Raw genomic sequence first — 22,436 nt, 5'->3', positions numbered from 1 at the left:
CGACCGAGCTTGCGAGGGAGAGCCCGGGACATGATCCCCGGAGCGGCCCCAACGGCACGCTCCGGCGGCGGGCCGCCCCCGACGGGCCCCGGGACGTCACCCGTCCGGGTGATGAGTGACCCGGCCGCACGCCACGGCTGCGTGGCCCCCGCCGGGAGGCGTTACGCGTCGAGGCCGATCGCGAACGCGGCCTCCAGGTCGTGCTGGGAGTACGTGCGGAACGCCACGTGCGTGTCCGTCGCCTCGACGCCCGGGATCTTGCTGATCCGGCCGGGGATGACGTCCGCCAGGTCGTCGTGCCTGGCCACGCGGACCATGGCGATCAGGTCGTACGTACCCGTGACGGAGAAGACCTCGCTGACGTTCTCCAGCGCGGCGATCGACTCGGCGATCTCCGGGATGCGGTCCACGCTGGTCTTGATGAGCACGATCGCGGTGATCACGGCTGTCCTTCTCCCTCGGTGGCCGCTGGGTGGGCCTTCACTCTAGCCCCACCCCGGAACCGCCCCCACGCGTACAGGAAGCCCAGGCAGAACCCCACCACGTGCGCCAGGTACGCCACGCCCGGGCCGGTGCCGGCGTCCCGGGCGGCGAGCCATTGCAGGACGAACCAGAAGAGCAGCACGATCCACGCGGGGAAGCGCAGCGGCAGGAAGAAGAGGAACGGGAAGAGGCTGGTGACCCGCGCCCTCGGGAAGAGGTAGAGGAACGCGCCGAGCACCCCCGAGATCGCCCCCGACGCGCCCACCAGGGTCTGGTCCGAGTGCGCGTGCGCCACCGAGTACGCGAAGAGGGCGAGGCAGCCCGAGCCCACGTAGAAGAGGCCGAACTCCAGGTGGCCCATCCGTTCCTCGGCCATCGCGCCGAACACGTACAGGAAGAGCATGTTGCCGAGCAGGTGCAGCCAACTGCCGCTGACGAACAGGGCGGTCAGCGGGGTGAGCAGCGCGCGCGGGGAGCCGCTCAGCAGCTCGGTGGGGACGATGCCCCAGCGGTGGAAGTACGTGCTCTGGGCGGCCAGGAGCGCGTCGCCGGTGCCGTACGAGGTGTTCAGCCCGGACACCGGGCTGATCAGGAAGATCAGGAAGCAGGCGCCGATCACGGCGTACGTCACGGTCGGTCCGCGCCAAGCGATCATGGACAGATCATGACGTAAACGGAGGGAGCGGGACAGGGTGCCTCGCCGCGCACAGGGGTACCCGCGAGGCCGTAGGGTTACGGGCAGTACACCCGCAGTTCGACGGCGCACCGCGGCTCCCGCACCCGGCACCATGGAAGAGGACGGCACGATGACGACGGTTCCCCTGCCGACCGCGACGACCCGCTGGCGCTGCACGCTCTGCGGCAATCTGACGCGCTTCGACGTCACGCGGTCGTCGAAGGTCGTGGAGTACGTCCATCTGGACCTCGCGGGCGAGCCCACGGTGGAGGAGCGCGAGGTGGTCAGTGAGACCATCGAGTCGGTCCGCTGCCGTTGGTGCAACGCGGTGGACCAGATCGAGCTGGTGGACAGGCCGGGCGCGGCTTCCTGAGGAGCGGGAGCGGCCCGGGGGCCAAGACGGACGGGTAGTGGGGTGACGAACAGTGGAGCAGCCCGCCAGCGGCGCTGAGCCGGCCGGTGCGGCCGGTGGCGCCGCCGAGGCGCTCGACCGCCCGCTGCCCGAGGGAGTGCGGCGCCGCGTCGTCGCGCTCGTCTCGGACGCCTTCGGCGGCCTGACGGTCACGGAACTGCCCGCTCAGTTGCGCCAGTACGCCCGGTTCACCCCGTCCCGCCGGGCCAAGTTCGCGGGCAACGCGATGGCGGCCGCGCTGGAGGCCGACCCGCTGTTCCGGCAGCGGATCGGCGAGCGGCTCAAGGAGGGGCAGCCGGAGCTGGCCGGCGCGGTCGAGGCCGGCTCGCCCCCGGCCGCCGCCGACCCGGTGGACGTGGCCGCGGCCGCCTATGTGCTGCGCCCCGCCGGCTGGGTCAAGCTGATCGCCGCCGCCGGCGAGGAGGCCCAGCGGGCCGACGCCGAGCGCGCCGACGAGGCCGGCCGGCGGGAGCTGGAGCGGCTGCGCGCCGAACTGGCCGAGGCCCGCGCGCAGACCAGGGCCGAGACCGAGCGGCTGCGCGCGGAACTGGACGCCGCGCGCAAGGAAGCCGAATCGCTTCAGCGCAAGCTGCGCAGCGCCCAGAGCGACGTCAAGCGCGGCGAGGCGGCCCTGCGCCGCAGCCAGGCCGACATCGACGGGGTACGCGCCGAGGCGGCCGCCCAGGTCTCCGCCGCGGAGAGCGAGACGCGCCGCCTCAAGGCCCGCCTCGGCGAGGCGGAGGCCGCGCTGGAGGCGAGCCGCCGGGCCGCCCGCGAGGGGCGCTCGGTGGAGGACATGCGGCTGCGGCTGCTGCTGGACACCGTCCTGGAGTCGGCCCAGGGGCTGCGCCGCGAGCTGGCCCTGCCGCCCGTCTCGGTCCACCCGGCGGACACCGTCGACGCGGTCGAGCCGGGCCGGATGTCGCCCAAGGACATCGCGGCCCGCGCCCTGTCGGAGACCGACCCGGCGCTGCTCGACCAACTGCTGGCGCTGCCGCAGGCCCATCTGGTGGTGGACGGCTACAACGTCACCAAGACCGGCTATCCGACCATGCCGCTGGAGAAGCAGCGGCTGCGGCTGCTCGGCGGGCTTTCGGCGCTGGCCGCCCGCACGGGCGCCGAGGTCACCTGTGTCTTCGACGGCGCCGAGCTGGCCGCTCCGGTGCTGCTCGCGCCGCCGCGCGGGGTGCGGGTGCTGTTCTCCAAGCCGGGGGTGACGGCGGACGAGCTGATCCGCCAGCTCGTCCGGGCGGAACCGCCGGGCCGGCCGGTCGTCGTGGTCTCCACCGACCGGGAAGTCGCCGACGGCGTCGCGAAGTCGGGCGCGAGGCCCGTCGCGTCCGCCTTGCTGCTGAAGCGCCTTTCGCGCGTCTCGTGACGCTTGTAACTCATAGGCGCAATGCCCGGTTTCGGGAAACGTACCGTCAAGTGCCCATGACGCACCGTGGGCTGTGTGTAAAGAATGTGGCCCCTGAGCGAGATTTTTCGCATGAGGATTTGAACTGATCACAAGATGGTCACTAGGGTCTGGCCTCGAACCTCCGCGCAGGTGATCACTCATCGGGAGTGACAGCGGAGGAACCGCCTAAATCCGTGCAGTTCGGCCTGTTTCGCGGGGGAGCCGGACACGATGCGTGGAGCCGGGGCCCCGACCCCATGCCCGGCAGGCGGCAGCATGAGGAAGAAGGAGCTCGCCTCCGTGGCGTCCCACCGTCGTCCCAAGCAGCCGAGCCGCGCCCGCGTGACCGTGCTCACCGCGACCGCCGCCGCTGCCGTCGCCCTGTCCTCCCAGGCCGCTCAGGCAGATCCCAAGCCGAGCAAGAGCGAGGTCAAGGCCAAGGTCGACAAGCTCCACCACGAGGCCGAGGAAGCCACCGAGCAGTACAACCTCGCCGACGAGCAGCGCGGCAAGCTCCAGAAGGAGGTCGACGCCCTCCAGGACAAGGTCGCGCGCGGCCAGCAGGAGCTCAACGAGCTGCGTGACAGCCTCGGGTCGGTGGCCACCGCCCAGTACCGCTCCGGCGGCATGGACCCCGCGCTCCAGCTCCTGCTCTCCTCCGACCCGGACAGCTACCTCGACAAGGCGTCCGCCGTCGACGCCATCAGCGCCAAGCAGGCCGAGGCACTGGAGACCATCCAGGCCAAACAGCGCACCCTGGCCCAGCAGCGGGCCGAGGCGACCGCGAAGCTCGCCGGCCTCGAAGACGTGCGCAAGACCCTCGCCGAGAAGAAGAAGTCCTACCAGGGCAAACTCGCCGAGGCGCAGCAACTGCTCAACACCCTGACCGCCGAAGAGCGGGCGAAGATGCAGGAGGAGGAGCAGCGCGCCAGCCGCGAGGCCGGCGACCGCGTCGACCTCGGCAACGAGGTGCCCGCCTCGCAGCGCGGCGCCGCCGCCCTCGCCGCCGCCGACACCCAGGTCGGCAAGCCGTACATCTCCGGCGCCGAGGGCCCCAACGCCTACGACTGCTCGGGCCTGACCCAGTGGGCGTACCGCCAGGCCGGTGTGAGCCTCACCCGCACCACCTACACCCAGCAGAACGACGGCGTGAAGATCGGCCGCAGCCAGCTCAAGCCCGGCGACCTGGTCTTCTTCAACGGCCTTTCGCACGTGGGCCTGTACGCGGGCAACAACACGGTGCTGCACGCCCCGAAGCCCGGCGCCTTCGTCCGCTACGAGTCGATGGACTGGCTCGGCGACTTCCAGTTCGGCGTACGCATCTGACGCTTCCGGTACGCCCGGCACGTCTGACGCGCCCGAACCGCGCGCCCGATCGGGTGGTTTACCGCCCTCCAAGCTGACGCTCCGCCCCGCCGGTGACCTTGTGGTCTCGGGCGGGGCGCCGTTGTTCGACGCCCGTACGGTCGCTGGCCGGTGCGTAGTCGCCCGGCTACTGTCTGGCGCGCAACAGCCCGCACAGACTGCACAGCAGCGGAAGGGAGCGCGGTACGTGGCGTCCCATCGCCGGTCCTCGTCATCCTCGTCGCCGGGGCTCTCCCGGAGCGCGAAGGTCACTGTCCTCTCCGCCGCGGCGGCCACCGCCGCCGCGTTCGGCGCCGCCCCCGCGAGCGCGGAGCCCGGCACCCCGGTGGAGGTCACCCGGGCCAAGGTGGACCGGCTCTACGAGGAGGCCGAGAAGGCCACCGAGGGGTTCAACAAGGCGGACGAGCGCACGGACGTGCTGCGCGAGCAGGTGGGCCGGATGCAGGACAGCGTGGCGCGCGGCCAGGAGCGGATCAACCGGATGCGCGGCGCGCTCGGCCTGGTGGCGGGTGCCCAGTACCGGTCGGGCGGCATGGACCCCGCGCTGGCACTGCTGCTCTCGGAGGACCCGGACGGCTACCTCGACAAGGCCGCCGCCCTCGACCGCGTCAGCGAGCGGCAGGCGAGCGCCCTCGCCGAACTCCGGCGCGCCCAGCGGGGCCTGGCCCAGCAGCGCGCCGAGGCCACCCGGATGCTCGCCGAGCTGGAGCGCAGCCGGGCCGCCGTGGCGCTCCACAAGCGCACGGTCGAGCGCAAGCTCGCCGAGGCACGGGCGCTGCTCAACTCCCTCCCCTCCGACGAGCGCGACGCCTACGGCCGCGCCTCCCGCTCCGGCCGCGACGACCTCCCGCCACTCGGCGGCGAGGCCGTGTCGGGCCGGGCGGCCGCCGCCGTCGCCGCGGCCCGCTCGGCCGTCGGCAAGCCGTACGTGTGGGGCGCCAACGGCCCCTCCGGCTTCGACTGTTCCGGGCTGATGCAGTGGTCCTACGCGCAGGCGGGCGTCGGTCTCCCGCGCACCTCGCAGGCCCAGCGCAACGCCGGACGGCACGTCCCGCTGTCCGAGGCCCGCCCCGGCGACCTGGTGACCTACCGGGACGACGCCAGCCACGTCGGGATGTACATGGGCAACGGCCAGGTCGTGCACGCCCCCTACCCGGGCGCGCCGGTGCGCTACGACCCGGTGGGCATGATGCCGGTCTCGGCCGTCACCCGGGTCTGACGCCGGCCGGGCCGTGCCCCGTACGATGCGGAGGATGCGGATCCGGAGACGTGCGGCGGGGGCGGTGCTCGGCCTGCTCCTGCTCATCGGGTGCACGGCACCCCGGTCGGCGCCCGCGCCCGACACGGCCGGCGTCCGGGCGGCGGTGGACCGGCGGGCCGCCGAGGTGCGTGCCGCCGAGCTGGCGGACGTGCCGCTGCGGGCCTGGTCCTACCGGGTCACGGACGTGCGGCGGCACGGCGAGGACCGGGCGAGCGCGCGGGCGGAGCTGCGCTACCGCATCGCCGGGTACGACAGCGGCACCGTGACCGGTGAGCGGGCGCTGGAGCTCGCGCGGCGGGACGGCCGCTGGTACGTGACGTCCGACCGGCCCGCGAAGGGCGCCGCCCCGCAGCTCTGGGAGCAGGGCGACATCGACGTCGTACGGGGCAAGCACAGCCTGGTCCTGGGCGTCGGGCAGGACGCGGCACGGCTGCGGGCCGTCGCGGCGGCCGCCGACCGGGCGGTGCCCGCGGTGTCGGCCGCCTGGCCGGAGGGGCTCTGGGCGCGGCGCGTGGTGGTGCTGGTGCCGGGCTCGCTGGAGCGGATGGGCGCGCTGCTGGGGGAGCCGGCGGCGGGGTACCGGGGCATCGCGGCGGTCACGACCGGCCGGGTGGGCGGTGCGCCCGACGGGCCGGCGGACCGGGTGATCGTCAATCCGGAGGCGTACGCGAAGCTCGGCGAGTTCGGGCAGGGCTTCGTGCTCACCCACGAGACCACGCACGTCGCCACCCGGGCGCACACCTCCGCGGCCACCGGGCTGTGGCTCTCGGAGGGCTTCGCCGACTGGGTGGCCTACCGCGGCACGTCCCGCACCCCCGCCCAGGCCGCGCCCGAGCTGCGGGACGCCGTCCGCGCGGGCGACACCCCGGCCGCCCTGCCGACGGACGGCGACTTCTCCTTCGCCACCGACGCGGCGGCCCTGGCCCGCGCGTACGAGGGCGGCTGGCTGGCGTGCGAGCTGATCGCCGACCGGTGGGGCGAGGTGAAGCTGCGGGCCTTCTACCGGGCGGCGGGGGCCCGGGGCTGGGAGCGGGCCCTGCCCGAGGTGCTCGGGACCACCCCGGAGGCCTTCACCGCGCAGTGGCGGGACTACCTGCGGAACCGGTTGGGGTGACCCCCCGGTGGTGCGGCTCGGCGGCCTGCGCCGGGACCGGGGCGTGCTCGCGCTCGCGCAGGCGCGGCTCCGTGACCGTCTGCCGCCACAGCTCACGGCACGCGGCGATCGTGGCGGCGACGAGCAGTCCGTTGCGTACGCCCAGCAGCACCAGGCCCCACAGGTCGCTGTGCACGATGTGCGTGAACCAGATCGGGAACTCCAGCATCGTCACACCCGTCGCGATCAGCACCATCTTCGCGGGACGGGCCATCCGGCTGGCGCGGAAGACCAGGCACACGGCCGCCAGCCCGACCAGCCAGATCATGTACTGCGGGCTGATCACCCGGCTCGTGGTGGTGAACAGCAGCACGGCCGCGAACGCCGCGTCGGCCGGCGTCGTCGTACCGAACTCGCGCGCCCGCACCCGCCACACCAGCAGCCAGCCGAACGCCGCCACCGTCAGCGCGAGCGCGGCCTTCGAGACGACCGGCACGTACGGGCCGAGGAACTCGACCGAGCCGTAGTTCAGCAGCACCTGCCCCTCCCAGCCGAAGTTCCGCGCCACGTGGAAGACCAGCGAGCCCAGCGACTCCACCTCCGTGCCCCGGTCCCGCTGGAACGTGAGGAACGCCAGCGCCCCCGGCATCGCCGCCACGCAGGCCAGCAGCACCGCGGTCCCCGTGACCGCCGCGGCCGTCCATGAGCGCCGGGTGACGCGGCCGCGCCAGGTGCCGGCCAGCAGCAGCACGGGCCAGACCTTCAGCAGCGCGCCGAACCCGGCCAGCGCGCCCAGCACGCGCGGGTGACGGACCCCGGCCAGCAGCGCGGCGACGGCCACGGCGGTGACCATCAGGTCGTAGCGCGCGTACGCGGTCGGGCCGAGCAGCGGCACGCCCGCGACCCACACCCAGGCACCCGACATGCACTTGCCGGGGCGCCGCGCCGCGTACAGGAGCAGCCCGAAGACCAGCGCGTCACAGACGAGGGCGAGGAGGAAGAAGGCGGAGGCGTAGTCCAGGAAGGGCAGCAGGCCGGGGGAGAGGATCGCGAGCGCGGCGGCCGGCGGGTACTGCCAGGTCACGTCATTGAGGGGGTACGTGCCAGTGCGCAGCACGTCGTACCAGCCCTGGTAGATCACCGAGACGTCGGTGGTGATGTCGGGCCCCGGCAGGACGAACACCTTGAAGACGAGCAGTAGCAGGAGAGTCCTGGTCAGGAGCCATATGCCGACGACTTTGAGCGGGAGCCGGGTGCCGCTGGGGCCCTTCATGCATACCTCTTCGGTCTCGGTGCCGGGGATTGCCCGGGCGGGACTGTGCTGAGCGGTGGAGCGGCGCCGTTCGGTACTGTCGGCATGCGATGCACAAGACCTTGATCGTAACCAACGACTTTCCGCCCAGACCCGGCGGGATTCAGGCGTTTCTGCACAACATGGCGCTCAGACTCGATCCGGAACGGATCGTCGTCTACGCCTCCACGTGGAAGCGCGGCCGGGAGGGCGCCGAGGCGACCGCCCTGTTCGACGCCGAACAGCCGTTCAAGGTTGTCCGGGACCGTACGACGATGCTGTTGCCCACACCACGTGTCACCGCGCGGGCGGTCGCACTGCTGCGCGAGCACGGCTGCGAGTCGGTGTGGTTCGGGGCCGCGGCCCCGCTGGGGCTCATGGCGCCCGCGCTGCGGCGGGCCGGCGCGCGGCGGATCGTCGCGACCACGCACGGCCACGAGGCGGGGTGGGCGCAGTTGCCGGGCTCGCGGCAACTGCTGCGGCGGATCGGCGAGGGCACGGACACGATCACGTACCTCGGCGAGTACACGCGCTCGCGCATCGCGGCGGCGCTGACGCCGGGGGCGGCCGGGCGGATGGTCCAGCTTCCGCCCGGGGTGGACGAGAAGACGTTCCACCCCGGGTCGGGCGGGGACGCGGTCCGGGAGCGGCTGGGCCTGGCGGAGCGGCCGGTGGTGGTGTGCGTCTCGCGGCTGGTCCCTCGCAAGGGCCAGGACACGCTGATCAGGGCGATGCCCGCGGTGCTTTCGCGGGTGCCGGACGCGGTCCTGCTGATCGTCGGCGGCGGGCCGTACGAGAAGGACCTGCGCCGCCTCGCCGCCGAGACGGGCGTGGCGGAATCGGTGCGCTTCACGGGCGCGGTGCCGTGGGAGGAGCTCCCTGCCCACTACGGCGCCGGTGACGTGTTCGCCATGCCCTGCCGGACCCGGCGCGGCGGCCTCGACGTCGAGGGCCTCGGCATCGTGTACCTGGAGGCCTCGGCGACCGGCCTCCCGGTCCTCGCGGGCGACTCCGGCGGCGCGCCGGACGCCGTGCTCGACGGCGAGACGGGCTGGGTCGTCCGGGGCGAGTCCCCGACGGAGTCCGCCGACCGCCTCGTGACCCTCCTGGAAGACCCCGAGCTGCGCCGGCGCATGGGCGAGCGGGGCCGGGAGTGGGTCGAGGAGCGGTGGCGCTGGGACCTGCTGGCGGAGCGGCTGAAGCTGCTGCTCTGACGGCGAGCCCGGCTCGGGGCTCCCCCGTTGTGGGCAGTCGTTCCGCAGGGCGATGGGGGTTCCCCCTGCTCGAGCGAAGCCGAGAGCTTGGGAGAGGGTGGGCACAACGGGACTGGGGCGGTGCCCGGCCCGGTGGCCCCCGGTGCGGCGCCTGTCCGGTGGGTGGGGCGGGGCCCCTCCGGGCTCACCTCCTCGAGGCCGGCGGCCTTGGGCGCCGGTCAAGGGAGCCCAACAGTCGCCGCCAACCTCTGCGGGGGCGACCCTGCACGGCCCCGCCCGGCCGTCGCCCGTCTGCGGGCCGTGGAGGCCAGGAGGCGAGGTCCGTCCCGGCGGCGCGAAGCTGCCGCCGCGGGGGGTGTGGGGGCGTCAGCCCCCACGACAACGCTCCCCCGTCAGGGGCCCGGGGGCGGAGCCCCCGGGAATTGGGGCCCGCGCCGCCTATGGGCGGAACGCCAAGTTCCGCACATGCTCCGCCCATGACACCAAAACTGACGCGCCGTCACCTCCTCGGCCTCGGCGCCCTCCAGACCGCCGCCGCGCTCGGCCTCACCCGGATCGGCCGGGCGACGGCCGCGCAGGGGGCGTACAGCCCCGCCCTGGTCATCGGATCCGGCTACGGAGGCGCCGTCGCGGCACTGCGCCTCGGTGAGGCGGGAATCCGGACCACCGTCCTCGAAATGGGCGCCCTGTGGAAGAACGCCGGCTCCGACGGGCGGGTCTTCTGCTCCACCGGCGCGCCCGACCACCGGTCCATGTGGTTCCGCGCCCGTACCGAGGCGCCGCTCGCCACGTTCCTGTGGCTGGACGTCGTCAACAAGGACATCAGCCCGTACCCGGGGGTGCTCGACCGGGTGCGGTACGCCGACATGTCGGTGTACGTGGGGCGAGGGGTGGGCGGTGGCTCCCTCGTCAACGGCGGCATGGCCGTTACCCCGGACCGGGGGTACTTCTCCGAGGTGTTCCCGGGCGTCGACGCGGGCGAGATGTACGGCACGTACTTCCCGCGCGCCAACGCCATGCTCGGCGTCAACACGATCGACCCCGCCTGGTTCGAGGCCACCGAGTGGTACCGCTTCAGCCGGGTGTCGCGGAAGCACGCGGTGAACGCGGGGCTGAGGACCACGTTCGTGCCGAGCGTGTACGACTTCGGGTACATGGCGCGCGAGGCGGCCGGTGCCGTACCCAGGTCGGCGCTCGCCGGCGAGGTCATCTACGGCAACAACCACGGCAAGCGCAGCCTCGACCGGACGTACCTGGCCGCCGCCCTGGGCACCGGCAACGTCGCCATCGAGACGCTCCACCGCGCCAGGGCCGTACGGAGGGAGCCGGACGGGACGTACGTGGTGACCGCGGATCGGATCGACGTCGGCGGGAAGGTCGTCGAGACTCGGGAGTTCGGCTGCCGGTGGCTCTTTCTCGGGGCTGGGAGCCTCGGGACGACCGAGTTGCTGCTGCGTGCCCGCGAGACGGGCGCCCTGCCGGGCCTGAGCGCCGAGGTGGGTAAGGGCTGGGGACCCAACGGCAACGTCATGACGGGACGGGCCAACCACGTCTGGGACACCGTCGGGGCCGACCAGTCGACCATGCCGGTGATGGGCATCGACGACCCGGCGAACGCGGTGTTCGCCGAGATCGCCCCGCTGCCGACCGGGCTGGAGCACTGGGTGAGCCTCTACCTGGCGATCACCAGGAACCCGGAGCGGGGAACGTTCCGGTACGACCCGGTGACGGATTCGGTGCGGCTGGACTGGAGACGGGAGCAGAGCCAGGTGTCGGTCGCGTCGGCGAAGAAGCTGTTCGACCGCATCAACGTCAGGAACGCGACGATTTATCGGTACGACCTCTTCGGCGGCAACAAGACCTTCGCCGACGACTTCACGTACCACCCGCTGGGCGGGTGTGTGCTGGGGAGAGCGACCGATGACTACGGGCGGGTGCGGGGGGCTCCCGGTGTGTATGTGACCGATGGAGCCCTGGTGCCGGGCTCCATCGGTGTCAATCCGTTCGTGACGATCACGGCCCTGGCCGAAAGGACGATGAGCCGGGTGATCGGGGAGGATTACGCCCGGTAGATCGCTTCGATCTCGTCCGCGAAGTCCTTGGCCACCACATTGCGCTTCAGCTTCAGCGACGGCGTGATGTGCCCGGCCTCCTCCGTGAACTGGGAGGTGAGAATGCGGAATTTCCGCACCGATTCCGCCTTGGAGACCGCCGCGTTGCCGTCGTCCACGGCCCGCTGCACCTCGGCCAGCAGGTCCGGGTCCTCGCGCAGCGACGCCGCCGTCGAACCGGCCGGCTTGCCGTGCTCGGCGGCCCAACGGCCCAGGAACTCCTCGTCGATGGTGACCAGCGCGCCCACGAACGGGCGGCCGTCGCCGACCACCATGCACTCCGCGACCAGCGCGTGGCCGCGGATGCGGTCCTCGATCACCGCGGGGGCGACGTTCTTGCCGCCCGCGGTGACCAGGATCTCCTTCTTGCGGCCCGTGATGGCCAGGTAGCCGTCCTCGTCCAGGGTGCCGATGTCACCGGTGTGGAACCAGCCGTCGGCCAGCGCCTCGGCGGTCGCCGACTCGTTCTGCCAGTAGCCCGAGAAGACGTGCTCGCCGTGGATGAGCACTTCACCGTCGTCGGCGATGCGGACCACCGAGCCCGGCAGCGGCTGCCCGACCGTGCCGATCTTGGGGCGGTCGTACGGGTTGAACGCCGTCGCCGCGCACGTCTCCGTCAGGCCGTAGCCCTCCAGGACCGTCAGCCCGATGCCCCGGTAGAAGTGGCCCAGCCGCTCGCCCAGCGGCGCGCCGCCCGAGACGGCCGCCTGGCAGCGCCCGCCCAGGACCGTGCGGAGCTTGCTGTAGACGAGCTTGTCGAAGACGAAGTGCTTCAGCTTCAGGCCCAGCGACGGGCCCTCGGGGGTGGAGGTGGCGCGGCTGTACTCGATGGCCGTCTGCGCGGCCTTGTCGAAGATCTTGCCCTTGCCCTCCGCCTGCGCCTTGGCGCGCGCCGAGTTGTACACCTTCTCGAAGACGCGCGGGACGCCCAGGATCAGCGTCGGCTTGAAGGTGGCGAGCTCGTCGGTGAGTTCCTTGATGTCCGGTACGCAGCCGAGCCGGATCGGCGCCAGGACGGAGCCCACCTCGATGAGCCGCCCGAAGACGTGCGCGGCCGGGAGGAACAGCAGCGCCGAGCACTCGCCGGTACGGAACAGCGGCTTGAGCCGCTCCACGACGTTGCCGCACTCGGCGAAGAAGTTGCGGTGCGTCAGCACACAGCCCTTGGGGCGGCCCGTGGTGCCCGAGGTGTAGACGATCGTCGCGATGTCGTCCGCCTTGGCGGTGGACGTGGCCTCGTCGACGGCCTCCTCCGAGACGTCGGCGCCGAGGCTGTTCAGCTCCTCGACGGCGCCCTTGTCCAGGCGCCAGACGTGCCGCAGCGCCGGCAGGTTCTCGCGTACGGACTCCACGGCCGCCGCGTGCGACTCGCTCTCCACGATCACCGCGACCGCGCCCGAGTCGCCCAGGATCCACTGGACCTGCTCGGGGGAGCTGGTCTCGTAGACCGGCACCGTCACCGCGCCCGCGCTCCAGATCGCGAAGTCGAGCTGCACCCACTCGTAGCGGGTGCGGGAGATCAGGCCGACCCGGTCACCCGGGCGTACGCCCTGGGCGATCAGACCCTTGGCGGCGGCGCGGACCTCGGCGAGGAACTGGGTCGCCGTGACGTCCGTCCAGACGCCGGCCACCTTGCGGCCCATCACGGCGACATCTGGGTGCTGAGCGGCATTGCGGCGGATGAGATCCGTCAGGTTGCCGTCCGTGGGGACCTCGTACAGGGCCGGAAGGCTGAACTCGCGCAAAACTGCTGCTCCTCATCGGGCGCCGGCGCCACGGCTCTGTGTGATGCACCGGTTGCGGTCCAAGATCGGGCAGGTGCTCGGTGGGGGTGAGCACGACTGGACTGCCCGGACGTTACCCACCAGTACTCGGTTCCGGATAGGGGCGCTGGCCAGATGTTCGCTGCGTCACATGTAATTGGCGGTGCTTCGCGCACAGTAGTCCACACCTGTGACGACTCGGAAGTAACCCCAGGTCCGACCGCCTAAGGTTGGTTCTCATGCGAGTCCATGTGGTCAGTGACGTGCACGGGAACGCCGAGGGCCTGGCCGCGGCGGGGGAGGGCGCCGACGCCCTGATATGCCTCGGTGACCTGGTGCTCTTCCTGGACTACCACGACCACGCGCGGGGGATCTTCCCGGACCTCTTCGGCGTCGAGAACGCGCACCGGATCGTGGAGCTGCGGACCGCCCGCCGCTTCGACGAGGCCCGGGAGTTCGGCCGCGGGCTGTGGGCGGAGCTGAACGTGGACCGCGAGACGGCCATCGAATCGGCGGTGCGCCGCCAGTACGCCGCGATGTTCGCGGCCTTCCCGACGCCGACGTACGCCACGTACGGAAATGTCGACATCCCCGGCCTCTGGCACGAGTACGCCGGCCCCGGCACCACCGTCCTGGACGGGCAGCGCGTCGAGCTCGGCGGCCGTGTCTTCGGCTTCGTGGGCGGCGGGCTGCGCACCCCGATGCGGACCCCGTACGAGATCTCCGACGAGGAGTACGCGGCCAAGGTCGAGGCCCTGGGCGAGGTCGACGTGCTGTGCTCGCACATCCCGCCGGAGGTGCCGGAACTGACGTACGACACGGTGGCCCGGCGCTTCGAGCGCGGCAGCACGGCCCTGCTCGCGGCGATCTGGCGGACGAAGCCGCGGTACGCCCTGTTCGGGCACGTCCACCAGCCGCTGGTGCGGCGGATGAGGGTGGGCGCGACCGAGTGCGTGAACGTGGGACATTTCGCGGCGACCGGGAGGCCATGGGCCCTGGAATGGTGACGGCCGCCCACGCGATAGCCTTCACCCCACAGGAACCCGGTACCGCACTGGAGGAGCCACGGCGATGGCGGAACACACCAGCTCGAGCATTGAGATCGAGGCGGCACCGGCCGACGTCATGGGAGTGATCGCCGACTTCGCCCGCTACCCGGAGTGGACGGGCGAGGTGAAGGAGACGGAGGTCCTGGAGAAGGACGCCGCCGGCCGCGCCGCCAAGGTCCGCCTGGTACTGGACGCCGGCGCGATCAAGGACGACCACACCCTGGCGTACACCTGGACCGGCGAGAACGAGGTGAGCTGGACGCTGGTCAAGTCCCAGATGCTCCGCGCCCTGGACGGCTCCTACCGCCTCACCCCGCTCGCCGGCGGCACCCGCACCGAGGTGACGTACCGGCTCACGGTCGACGTCAAGATCCCCATGCTGGGCATGATCAAGCGGAAGGCCGAGAAGGTCATCATCGACCGCGCCCTGGCCGGCCTGAAGAAGCGCGTGGAGTCCACCCCCGCCGCCTCCTGACTCCGGTACGTCCCGGTAGCGTCTCGGGCATGCGAACCATCCTGGTCACCGGCCCCGGCGGCGCCGGGCGTACGACCGTCGCCGCCGCGACCGCCCTCGGCGGGGCCCGGCGCGGGCAGCGGGTCCTGTTCCTCACCGGTGACCCGGCGGTGCCCGACGGCTGGTTCGACGACTCGTCCGGCGACGGTGACGGTGGGCGGCCGGTCGTGCGCCGTATCGACTCCGGCGCCCACTTCCGCGCCGAGATCCTCGCCTTCCAGGAGCGCGCCGCCACCGCCCTCGGGCTGCTCGGCGCCACTCCGCTCGCCGACGAGGAGCTCACCGAACTGCCCGGCAGCGACCGGTTCGCCCTGCTGCGCGCCCTCCGGGACGCCGCCGCCGGCGACTGGGACCTCGTGGTGGCCGACCTGCCGCCCGTCCCCGACGCCGTCGCCGTGCTCGCCCTGCCCGAGCAGCTCCGCCGCTACCTGCGCCGCCTGCTGCCGCCCGAGCGGCAGGCCGCCCGCGCGCTGCGCCCGATGCTGGCCCAGCTCGCCGGCGTACCGATGCCCGCCGAGTGGCTGTACGAGACCGCCGCCCGCTGGGACACCGAACTCGCCGCCGTCCAGGCCATGATCGACGACCCGGAGACCACCGTCCGGCTGGTCGCCGAGCCCGGCCCGGCCGCCGCCGGCGCCCTGCGCACCGCCCGCGCGGGCCTTGCCCTGCACCGCATCGCCCTGGACCCGGTCGCCGCCAACCGGACGCTGCCCACCGAGTCCCCCGACCCCTGGCTCTCCGGCCTGGCCGCCCAGCAGCAGACGCACGTCAAGGCCCTGGGCGACCAGGTGCACGAGCTGCCGCACCTCGGCCGCGACCCCCGCACCGCCGACGACCTCGCCCTGCTGGAGCCGCCCGCCGCCCCGGCCGCGGCCCCCGCACCGGAGTGGACCGTCGAGGACCGGCGCGACCCCGACGGCGTCCTGGTCTGGCGCATCCCGCTGCCCGGCGCGGCCAAGCCCGACCTCGGCCTCGTCCGGCGCGGCGACGAACTGGTGCTCACGGTCGGGCCGTTCCGCCGAGTCGTTCCCCTGCCGTCCGTGCTGCGCCGCTGCACCGTCTCCGGGGCGGGCCTCGCGGACGGGGTGCTGAGCGTCCGCTTCACACCCGACCCGGACTTGTGGCCCCGCACGCGGTAACGTCGGGAGTATTCGGGAGTTTCACGCCACGCTGCCGCAGGAGTACGCCATGAGCGATGCCACCCAGCATCCCGACGCCGACGCGTGGGACGCCGACGCCTGGGCCAAGGCCTGCGCCGAGGACCTGGCGGCCGAGAGGGCGCGCCGCCGCGGCACCGAGAGCCCGCCGCCCGGCGCCGCCGCCGAGGAGCTGCGCAAGCTCGTCGACGCGGTCGCCGACAAGGTCGCCTCACTGCGCACCCCGCTGCTCGGCACGGGTGCCCAGAGCGCCGTACAGCAGTTCGTCAGCCAGGCGAAGGCCGCCGTCGAGCCGGTGATCGAGCGCAACCCGCAGGTCTTCGACCACCTCGCGGCCGCCGGCCACGAACTGCTGGCCGCCTACCGCTCCGCCGTCGAGGGCCAGGAGCGCCGCTGGACCCGCGGGCCGGACACCCCGCCCACGGGCCGGAAGGAGGACGACGGCGGCCCCGGCCCGACCGAGCACATCGACCTGGACTGACACCGGGTACGGTTGGCCGTAGCGGGGCTCGACCGAAAACTGAGGGACACATGGGACTCACCATCGGCGTCGACATCGGCGGCACGAAGATCGCGGCCGGAGTGGTCGACGAAGAGGGCACGATCCTCGACACCCACAAGGTGCCCACCCCGCCGACCGCCGAAGGCATCGTCGACGCGATCTGCGCCGCCGTCTCCGAGGCCGGCAAGGGCCATGACATCGAGGCGGTCGGCATCGGTGCCGCCGGGTACGTCGACGACAAGCGCGCCACGGTCCTCTTCGCGCCGAACATCCACTGGCGGCACGAGCCGCTGAAGGACAAGGTCGAACAGCGCGTGGGCCTGCCGGTGGTCGTGGAGAACGACGCCAACGCCGCGGCCTGGGGCGAGTACAAGTTCGGTGCGGGCAAGGGCCACGAGGACGTCATCTGCATCACCCTCGGCACCGGCCTCGGCGGCGGCATCATCATCGGCAACAAGCTGCGCCGCGGCCGCTTCGGCGTGGCCGCCGAGTTCGGCCACATCCGGGTCGTCCCGGACGGTCTGCTGTGCGGCTGCGGCAGCCAGGGCTGCTGGGAGCAGTACGCGTCGGGGCGCGCCCTCGTGCGGTACGCCAGGCAGCGCGCCGCCGCCACCCCGGAGAACGCCACGATCCTGCTGGGCCTCGGGGACGGCACCCCCGAGGGCATCCAGGGCAAGCACATCAGCGACGCCGCCCGCCAGGGCTGCCCGGTCGCCGTGGACTCCTTCCGGGAGCTGGCCCGCTGGGCCGGCGCGGGCCTGGCCGACCTGGCCTCGCTGTTCGACCCCTCGGCGTTCATCGTGGGCGGTGGCGTCTCGGACGAGGGCGAGCTGGTCCTGGAGCCGATCCGCAAGTCGTTCCGCCGCTGGCTGGTGGGCGGCCAGTACCGCCCGCACGCCCAGGTCCTCGCGGCCCGGCTCGGCGGCAAGGCCGGCCTGGTCGGCGCGGCGGACCTGGCCCGACAGGGCTGAGGGCTCCCTTTTCCGTACGACGGTGCCCGCCGCGTCCTCGCCCGGATGCGGCGGGCACCGTCATATCGTGCTCGTATGCCGATCACCGAACTGCCCAACTCGCGCACCGAGCCGGACGGTTCGGCCGTGATCCGGGTGCTCAGCTACAACATCCGCTCCATGCGGGACGACGAGGACGCGCTGGCGCGTGTGATCCGGGCCTGCGCGCCGGATCTCGTCTTCGTCCAGGAGGCGCCCCGCTTCTTCCGCTGGCGCAAGCACGCCGCCCGGCTCGCCGCGAAGAGCGAGCTGCTGGTGCTGAGCGGGGGCGCGACCGCGGCCGGGCCGCTGCTGCTGTGCTCGCTGCGGGCGACCGTCGAGCGCACGGACGACGTGCTGCTGCCGCTCACGCCCGGCCTGCACCGGCGGGGCTTCGCGACGGCGGTCGTACGCATCGGAGGCGCCCGCCTCGGCCTGCTGAGCTGCCACCTGAGCCTCCAGGCCCGGGAGCGGTACGCCCAGGCGGGCATGCTCCTGGACCGGCTGGCCGCCCTCGACGTACCGCACGCCATCGCGGCCGGCGACATCAACGAGCGGCCCGGCGGGTGCTCGTTCCGGCGCCTGGCGGGCGAACTCCAGGACTGCTGGGCCGTACGGCCCTGGGGCGGCGAGTACACCTCGACCCCCGGTGACCCGCACCAGCGGATCGACGCGATCTTCGCCACCAAGGGGATCGAGGTGCTCGGCTGCGGCGTCCCGCGCCCCCAGGACCTGCCGGGCCTCACGGACGCCGATCTCCGGGCGGCCACGGACCACCTCCCGGTACTGGCGGCGCTGCGGGTCCCGGCGGTCTAGACGACGCCGGGACATGCCGCCGACGGGCTCAGACGACCGCGCCGCGGCCCGGGTCGTCGTCGTCCTCGTCGTCGCCGCTGCGCATCCGGGCCACCAGGGTGGCGAAGCCGCCCAGGAAGCCGCCGATGCACAGGGTCGTGAGCCACCAGGTCATGTCCCAGCGGAGTATCACGGCGAGCAGCATCAGCACCGGGCCGCCGACGACACCCAGCCAGGCGAACTTGGCGGTCGCGTCGGCCTCCGGCAGCGGCGGCGGCTCCGGCGGGACGAAGTGGCCCTCGTCGGTCTCGTCGAGGTCGTCGTCCTTCGCCTCGGCCACCTCGTAGTCGCGCGGGCCGCCCGTGCCGACGCCCGGGGCGAACACCACCGAGCTGCCGAGCGGCTTGTCCGGCTTGCCGGGCTCCGCCGACCGGCCCTCGGGTACGTCGTTGACGTCGTCCTCCAGCAGGGCCAGGTCCTCGATCGACTTGAACGGCTTGGCGCCCGGGGGATCCGCCGGCTCCTCGCCGTACCCGGCGACGATCGCCGCCCAGGCCGCCTCCTCGTCGAATGGCTGCTCGTCCCGCTTGTCCGAGTCGTGCTGTTCAGCCACCGGTCGTGCTCCCTCCCCGGGCCTCCGGCATGGGGGACCCCATCGTGCCCGCAGTCGGAGCGAGCCGGCCGACGAACGCGTAACTCTCCTCGAAGATCCGCTCCGCGTCGTGGTCCAACGTCGCCACGTGGTAGCTCTGTTCCAGCAGGATCTCCTTGACGTCGGTGGAGGAGATCCGGCTGAGGATCCGCGCCGAGTCGGCGGGCGGCACGACATGGTCCTGGGGGCTGTGCAGCAGCAGCACCGGCTGGGTGACCTGGGGCAGCTCGCGGTCCACGATCCGGAAGAACTGCCGCACCGAGTGCGCGGCGTGCAGCGGCACCCGGTCGTAGCCGAGCTCCGCCACGCCCTCCTTGGCGATGTCGCTCGCGATGCCGGGCTGCGACGGGATGAGGTGGCGCACGATGGGCAGCGCGTGGGCGGCGAGCCCATGGACCTTGTTCGCCGGGTTCACAAGAACGATGCCCGCCACCGCGTCGCCGTGCTTGGCGGCGAGCCGCAGCGTCAGGGCGCCGCCCATGGAGAGGCCGAAGACGAAGACCTGCCGGCACCGCTCCAGCAGCGTGCGCAGCTCGCGGTCCACCTCGGCGTACCAGTCCTGCCAGCCGGTGACCTGCATGTCCTGCCAGCGCGTGCCGTGGCCGGGCAGCAGCGGCAGCGACACGGTCAGGCCGCGCTCGGCCAGATATTCGGCCCAGGGACGCAGCGACTGCGGCGAACCGGTGAAGCCGTGACAGAGCAGCACGCCGACCTCTCCGCCCTCGTGGCGGTACGGCTCGGCTCCAGGGAGGACCGGCACCGGGGTCTCCTGTTCGGGGGTTCGATGGGTCTCGGGAAGGTGTACTTCACCGTACGCGACCGGGCTGACACCGACCAGATCCGTCACCGCCCCCGCATGGGCGCGAGGGAGCCCGCGCGCGGGCGTGGGCGGGAGCGGGGGCCCCACTCGGGTTAAGGTCTGATCGACGGAACACAGGAGGCACTCGAGTTGATCTACGGCGCAATGAAGTTCTCCATCGGGGGGTCGCTGAAGCTTGCTTTCAGGCCCTGGGTGGAGGGCCTCGAGAACATTCCCGCCGAGGGGCCGGCGATCCTCGCGAGCAACCACCTGTCCTTCTCGGACTCCTTCTTCCTGCCGGCGGTCCTGGACCGCAAGGTGACCTTCATCGCCAAGGCGGAGTACTTCACCTCGCCCGGTGTGAAGGGCAAGCTCACCGCCGCGTTCTTCAAGGGCGTCGGCCAGTTGCCCGTGGACCGCTCGGGCGCGCGCGGCGCGGGCGAGGCCGCGATCAGGAGCGGTATCGAGGTCATCGAGCGCGGTGAGCTGTTCGGCATCTACCCGGAGGGCACCCGTTCGCCGGACGGCCGGCTCTACCGGGGCAAGCCGGGTGGCCTCGCGCGCGTGGCGCTGGCCACCGGCGCGCCGGTCATCCCGGTCGCCATGATCGACACCGAGAAGATCCAGCCGCCCGGCAAGGTCATCCCCAAGCTGATGCGGCCGGGCATCCGGATCGGCAAGCCCCTGGACTTCAGCCGCTACAAGGGCATGGACGGCGACCGCTTCATCCTGCGCTCGGTCACCGACGAGGTGATGTACGAGATCATGAAGCTCTCCGGCCAGGAGTACGTCGACATCTACGCGACGGCGGCCAAGCGGCAGATCGCCGATGCGGAGAAGGCCGCCAAGGAGGCGGCGAAGGAAGCCGCCAAGGAAGCGGCGAAGGCCGAGCGCGAGCAGTCGGGCGCGTAACCGCGGTCCGGCGCGTGCCCGCGCCGTCCGTCCAGGGGTGGGGAAGTTGGCCAAACGCGAGCGCGTCGTCCGCATGTCCGTCGAGCAGCCGCTGTGGCGGGCGCTGACCGCCTACCGCGTCCTGACCATGGCGTACGCGGTGCTCCTGTTCGTCTTCACCCGGGACAAGTTCGAGCGCCCCTGGGTGGCCGTGGCCTTCCTCGCCGTGATGTGCCTCTGGACGCTGGCCACGCTCCCCAAGGTGGCCGGTGCGACGAGCTGCACCAAGCGCTTCCTGGTCGCCGACCTGACCATCGCCCTCACCGGCATCCTGCTCACCCCACTGGCCGACGCGCACGCCCAGTCGGTCGACGGCCCGACGCTGCCGAGCATCTGGACGGCCGGCTCGGTCCTCGCGTACGCCATCAAGGGCGGCTGGCGCTGGGCGGGGTTCGCCTCCTCCCTGGTCGCCGTCGCCAACATCGTCGAACGCGGCCACCCCAGCCGGGACACCCTGCACAACGTGCTGCTGGTGTGGGTGGCCTCCATAGCGATCGGTTACGTCGTCGAGGTCGCCCGCGCCTCCGAGCGGACCCTCGCGCGGGCCCTGGAGATCGAGGCCGCCACCCGCGAGCGGGAGCGGCTGGCCCGCGACATCCACGACTCGGTCCTCCAGGTCCTCGCCATGGTCCAGCGCCGGGGCACGGCCCTGGGCGGCGAGGCCGCCGAGCTGGGCCGGATGGCGGGCGAGCAGGAGGTCGCGCTGCGCACCCTGGTCGCGGGCGGCCTGACCCGTACCTCGCACGTCTCGGAGGACGAGTCCCTGGGCGCCGTGGTGCGCGAGGTGGACGAGCCCGACGAGACCGACGACGGGCCGTCCGACCTGCGCACCCTGCTGGCGCCGCACGCCGGAGCCCGGGTCACCTTCTCGGAACCGGGCGCTCCGGTGCTGCTGCCGCCCGCCGCGGCGAAGGAGCTCGCGGCCGCTGTCAGTGCCGCCCTGGACAATGTCCACAGACACGCGGGTGAGGGCGCCCGCGCCTGGATCCTGGTCGAGGACTGGCCGGACGAGGTGATCGTGACGGTACGGGACGACGGCCCGGGCATCCCGGAGGGGCGGCTCGCGCAGGCGGAGGGCGAGGGGCGGCTCGGCGTCGCGCAGTCCATCCAGGGCAGGCTCCGGGACCTGGGCGGCACCGCCGAGCTGGTCTCGGTGCCGGGGCAGGGCACAGAAGTCGAATTGAAGGTTCCGAAGGCAAGGGCCTCGCGGGGGAAGGCAGGACGATGAGCGAGCAGCAGCAGATCAAGGTGATGGTGGTCGACGACCACCCGATGTGGCGGGACGCCGTCGCCCGGGACCTGGCGGAGGCCGGGTTCGACGTGGTGGCCACGGCCGGCGACGGCGAGCAGGCGGTGCGCCGCGCCCTGGCCACCAGCCCCGACGTGCTGGTCCTCGACCTGAACCTGCCCGCCAAGCCGGGCGTCCAGGTCTGCAAGGAACTGGTCGGGGCCAATCCCGCGCTGCGGGTGCTGGTGCTCTCCGCGAGCGGCGAGCACGCCGACGTCCTGGAGGCGGTGAAGTCCGGCGCGACCGGGTACCTGCTGAAGTCGGCCAGCACGGCCGAGCTGCTCGACGCCGTGCGCCGCACGGCCGTCGGCGACCCGGTCTTCACGCCGGGCCTGGCCGGCCTGGTTCTCGGCGAGTACCGCCGCCTGGCCTCGGAGCCGATGCCCGCCGCCGGCGCGGACGAGCCGAAGGCCCCCCAGCTCACCGACCGCGAGACCGAGGTGCTGCGGCTGGTCGCCAAGGGCCTGAGCTACAAGCAGATCGCCGAGCGCCTGGTCATCTCCCACCGCACCGTCCAGAACCACGTCCAGAACACGCTCGGCAAGCTCCAGCTCCACAACAGGGTCGAGCTGGTGCGGTACGCGATAGAACGCGGCCTCGACGACGCGTAGCGCGTAACTCTCCTACGCCCGCCCGGAATTCACCGTTCGTACCGTCCCGGAGTGACGTACG

General features: G+C 72.7%; 22 protein-coding genes. 16 read left to right on the top strand and 6 right to left on the bottom strand.

The window, feature by feature from the left end; translation table 11 throughout:
- Window positions 1-161: 161 nt before the first annotated feature.
- Both AB0J57_RS17930 and AB0J57_RS17925 read right to left on the bottom strand, forming a co-directional pair.
- The gene (locus tag AB0J57_RS17930; protein ID WP_073752170.1) at window positions 162-443 is read right to left on the bottom strand and encodes an Lrp/AsnC ligand binding domain-containing protein; all 282 of its coding nucleotides are present in this window, start codon (window positions 441-443) and stop codon (window positions 162-164) included.
- Window positions 440-1,138: a rhomboid family intramembrane serine protease gene (locus tag AB0J57_RS17925; RefSeq protein WP_366129157.1), complete on the bottom strand. Its 699-nt coding sequence runs from the start codon at window positions 1,136-1,138 to the stop codon at window positions 440-442. The genes AB0J57_RS17930 and AB0J57_RS17925 overlap by 4 nt, the downstream gene beginning before the upstream one ends.
- Window positions 1,139-1,289: 151 nt before the next feature.
- On the opposite strand from AB0J57_RS17925, the gene AB0J57_RS17920 reads away from it, so the two are divergent.
- The 5 genes from AB0J57_RS17920 to AB0J57_RS17900 all read left to right on the top strand — a co-directional run bounded on the left by AB0J57_RS17920 (window position 1,290) and on the right by AB0J57_RS17900 (window position 6,710).
- Window positions 1,290-1,532 carry a hypothetical protein gene (locus AB0J57_RS17920; protein WP_126882978.1) on the top strand — a complete coding sequence of 81 codons (243 nt, stop codon included), beginning with the start codon at window positions 1,290-1,292 and terminating at the stop codon, window positions 1,530-1,532.
- A 52-nt stretch (window positions 1,533-1,584) separates the two neighbouring features.
- Window positions 1,585-2,949, top strand: coding sequence for an NYN domain-containing protein (locus AB0J57_RS17915; RefSeq protein ID WP_366129156.1), 1,365 nt, complete (start codon window positions 1,585-1,587; stop codon window positions 2,947-2,949).
- 321 nt (window positions 2,950-3,270) lie between these two features.
- Entirely contained in the window at window positions 3,271-4,296 is a 1,026-nt protein-coding gene (locus tag AB0J57_RS17910) for an NlpC/P60 family protein (protein ID WP_366129582.1), read from the top strand.
- Between the two features lie 226 nt (window positions 4,297-4,522).
- Window positions 4,523-5,554 (top strand): NlpC/P60 family protein, encoded by a 1,032-nt coding sequence (locus tag AB0J57_RS17905; RefSeq protein WP_366129155.1) that lies wholly within the window; start codon window positions 4,523-4,525, stop codon window positions 5,552-5,554.
- A 34-nt stretch (window positions 5,555-5,588) separates the two neighbouring features.
- On the top strand, window positions 5,589-6,710 hold the full coding sequence (locus AB0J57_RS17900; RefSeq protein ID WP_366129154.1) for a hypothetical protein: 1,122 nt from the start codon (window positions 5,589-5,591) through the stop codon (window positions 6,708-6,710).
- On the opposite strand, the gene AB0J57_RS17895 is transcribed toward AB0J57_RS17900, so the two are convergent.
- Window positions 6,667-7,962, bottom strand: a complete 1,296-nt coding sequence (locus tag AB0J57_RS17895; RefSeq protein WP_366129153.1) for a glycosyltransferase family 87 protein — start codon at window positions 7,960-7,962, stop codon at window positions 6,667-6,669. The two genes, AB0J57_RS17900 and AB0J57_RS17895, sit on opposite strands and share 44 nt — an antisense overlap.
- A gap of 89 nt (window positions 7,963-8,051) precedes the next feature.
- Between AB0J57_RS17895 and AB0J57_RS17890 the strand changes: the two genes are divergently transcribed.
- Together AB0J57_RS17890 and AB0J57_RS17885 are read left to right on the top strand one after the other, a co-directional pair.
- A complete protein-coding gene (locus AB0J57_RS17890; RefSeq protein WP_366129152.1) occupies window positions 8,052-9,194 on the top strand; it encodes a glycosyltransferase family 4 protein in 1,143 nt (380 codons plus the stop codon).
- Window positions 9,195-9,670: 476 nt separating this feature from the next.
- A complete protein-coding gene (locus AB0J57_RS17885) occupies window positions 9,671-11,266 on the top strand; it encodes a GMC oxidoreductase (protein ID WP_366129151.1) in 1,596 nt (531 codons plus the stop codon).
- On the opposite strand, the gene AB0J57_RS17880 is transcribed toward AB0J57_RS17885, so the two are convergent.
- Window positions 11,254-13,050 carry an AMP-dependent synthetase/ligase gene (locus AB0J57_RS17880; protein WP_366129150.1) on the bottom strand — a complete coding sequence of 599 codons (1,797 nt, stop codon included), beginning with the start codon at window positions 13,048-13,050 and terminating at the stop codon, window positions 11,254-11,256. The two genes, AB0J57_RS17885 and AB0J57_RS17880, sit on opposite strands and share 13 nt — an antisense overlap.
- A gap of 257 nt (window positions 13,051-13,307) precedes the next feature.
- Here AB0J57_RS17880 and AB0J57_RS17875 point away from each other — a divergent pair, with 257 nt between their 5' ends.
- From AB0J57_RS17875 to AB0J57_RS17850, 6 genes are all read left to right on the top strand, one after another.
- Entirely contained in the window at window positions 13,308-14,075 is a 768-nt protein-coding gene (locus AB0J57_RS17875) for a metallophosphoesterase (protein ID WP_366129149.1), read from the top strand.
- A gap of 64 nt (window positions 14,076-14,139) precedes the next feature.
- The gene (locus AB0J57_RS17870) at window positions 14,140-14,592 is read left to right on the top strand and encodes an SRPBCC family protein (RefSeq protein WP_366129147.1); all 453 of its coding nucleotides are present in this window, start codon (window positions 14,140-14,142) and stop codon (window positions 14,590-14,592) included.
- A gap of 29 nt (window positions 14,593-14,621) precedes the next feature.
- Window positions 14,622-15,770 (top strand): ArsA-related P-loop ATPase, encoded by a 1,149-nt coding sequence (locus AB0J57_RS17865; protein ID WP_366129146.1) that lies wholly within the window; start codon window positions 14,622-14,624, stop codon window positions 15,768-15,770.
- 49 nt (window positions 15,771-15,819) lie between these two features.
- On the top strand, window positions 15,820-16,269 hold the full coding sequence (locus tag AB0J57_RS17860) for a DUF5304 domain-containing protein (RefSeq protein WP_366129145.1): 450 nt from the start codon (window positions 15,820-15,822) through the stop codon (window positions 16,267-16,269).
- Between the two features lie 50 nt (window positions 16,270-16,319).
- On the top strand, window positions 16,320-17,261 hold the full coding sequence (locus AB0J57_RS17855) for an ROK family glucokinase (protein WP_366129144.1): 942 nt from the start codon (window positions 16,320-16,322) through the stop codon (window positions 17,259-17,261).
- A gap of 75 nt (window positions 17,262-17,336) precedes the next feature.
- Window positions 17,337-18,095 (top strand): endonuclease/exonuclease/phosphatase family protein, encoded by a 759-nt coding sequence (locus AB0J57_RS17850; RefSeq protein WP_366129143.1) that lies wholly within the window; start codon window positions 17,337-17,339, stop codon window positions 18,093-18,095.
- A 28-nt stretch (window positions 18,096-18,123) separates the two neighbouring features.
- Here AB0J57_RS17850 and AB0J57_RS17845 read toward each other — a convergent pair whose 3' ends face one another.
- Together AB0J57_RS17845 and AB0J57_RS17840 are read right to left on the bottom strand one after the other, a co-directional pair.
- Window positions 18,124-18,687, bottom strand: coding sequence for a hypothetical protein (locus AB0J57_RS17845; protein ID WP_366129142.1), 564 nt, complete (start codon window positions 18,685-18,687; stop codon window positions 18,124-18,126).
- Entirely contained in the window at window positions 18,680-19,486 is an 807-nt protein-coding gene (locus AB0J57_RS17840; protein WP_366129141.1) for an alpha/beta fold hydrolase, read from the bottom strand. The genes AB0J57_RS17845 and AB0J57_RS17840 overlap by 8 nt, the downstream gene beginning before the upstream one ends.
- Before the next feature lie 204 nt (window positions 19,487-19,690).
- Here AB0J57_RS17840 and AB0J57_RS17835 point away from each other — a divergent pair, with 204 nt between their 5' ends.
- Genes AB0J57_RS17835 through AB0J57_RS17825 form a run of 3 tightly spaced genes read left to right on the top strand, consistent with a single transcriptional unit; the run spans window position 19,691 to window position 22,375 of the window.
- Window positions 19,691-20,437, top strand: a complete 747-nt coding sequence (locus tag AB0J57_RS17835) for a lysophospholipid acyltransferase family protein (protein ID WP_366129581.1) — start codon at window positions 19,691-19,693, stop codon at window positions 20,435-20,437.
- A 46-nt stretch (window positions 20,438-20,483) separates the two neighbouring features.
- Entirely contained in the window at window positions 20,484-21,704 is a 1,221-nt protein-coding gene (locus tag AB0J57_RS17830; protein WP_366129140.1) for a DUF5931 domain-containing protein, read from the top strand.
- A complete protein-coding gene (locus AB0J57_RS17825; RefSeq protein WP_366129139.1) occupies window positions 21,701-22,375 on the top strand; it encodes a response regulator transcription factor in 675 nt (224 codons plus the stop codon). The genes AB0J57_RS17830 and AB0J57_RS17825 overlap by 4 nt, the downstream gene beginning before the upstream one ends.
- Window positions 22,376-22,436 lie beyond the last annotated feature (61 nt).

This window comes from Streptomyces sp. NPDC049837 (assembly GCF_040674455.1).
Classification (GTDB): Bacteria; Actinomycetota; Actinomycetes; order Streptomycetales; family Streptomycetaceae; genus Streptomyces.
This window is presented reverse-complemented; position numbering and strand designations above follow the sequence as displayed.

Bases quoted from the DNA above. Each gene is read 5' to 3' on its own strand.
- AB0J57_RS17925 (WP_366129157.1), bottom strand. From the start codon at position 1,138: ATGATCGCTTGGCGCGGACCGACCGTGACGTACGCCGTGATCGGCGCC.
- AB0J57_RS17920 (WP_126882978.1), top strand. From the start codon at position 1,290: ATGACGACGGTTCCCCTGCCGACCGCGACGACCCGCTGGCGCTGCACG.
- AB0J57_RS17900 (WP_366129154.1), top strand. From the start codon at position 5,589: ATGCGGATCCGGAGACGTGCGGCGGGGGCGGTGCTCGGCCTGCTCCTG.
- AB0J57_RS17895 (WP_366129153.1), bottom strand. From the start codon at position 7,962: ATGAAGGGCCCCAGCGGCACCCGGCTCCCGCTCAAAGTCGTCGGCATA.
- AB0J57_RS17890 (WP_366129152.1), top strand. From the start codon at position 8,052: ATGCACAAGACCTTGATCGTAACCAACGACTTTCCGCCCAGACCCGGC.
- AB0J57_RS17885 (WP_366129151.1), top strand. From the start codon at position 9,671: ATGACACCAAAACTGACGCGCCGTCACCTCCTCGGCCTCGGCGCCCTC.
- AB0J57_RS17875 (WP_366129149.1), top strand. From the start codon at position 13,308: ATGCGAGTCCATGTGGTCAGTGACGTGCACGGGAACGCCGAGGGCCTG.
- AB0J57_RS17870 (WP_366129147.1), top strand. From the start codon at position 14,140: ATGGCGGAACACACCAGCTCGAGCATTGAGATCGAGGCGGCACCGGCC.
- AB0J57_RS17865 (WP_366129146.1), top strand. From the start codon at position 14,622: ATGCGAACCATCCTGGTCACCGGCCCCGGCGGCGCCGGGCGTACGACC.
- AB0J57_RS17860 (WP_366129145.1), top strand. From the start codon at position 15,820: ATGAGCGATGCCACCCAGCATCCCGACGCCGACGCGTGGGACGCCGAC.
- AB0J57_RS17855 (WP_366129144.1), top strand. From the start codon at position 16,320: ATGGGACTCACCATCGGCGTCGACATCGGCGGCACGAAGATCGCGGCC.
- AB0J57_RS17850 (WP_366129143.1), top strand. From the start codon at position 17,337: ATGCCGATCACCGAACTGCCCAACTCGCGCACCGAGCCGGACGGTTCG.
- AB0J57_RS17835 (WP_366129581.1), top strand. From the start codon at position 19,691: ATGAAGTTCTCCATCGGGGGGTCGCTGAAGCTTGCTTTCAGGCCCTGG.
- AB0J57_RS17825 (WP_366129139.1), top strand. From the start codon at position 21,701: ATGAGCGAGCAGCAGCAGATCAAGGTGATGGTGGTCGACGACCACCCG.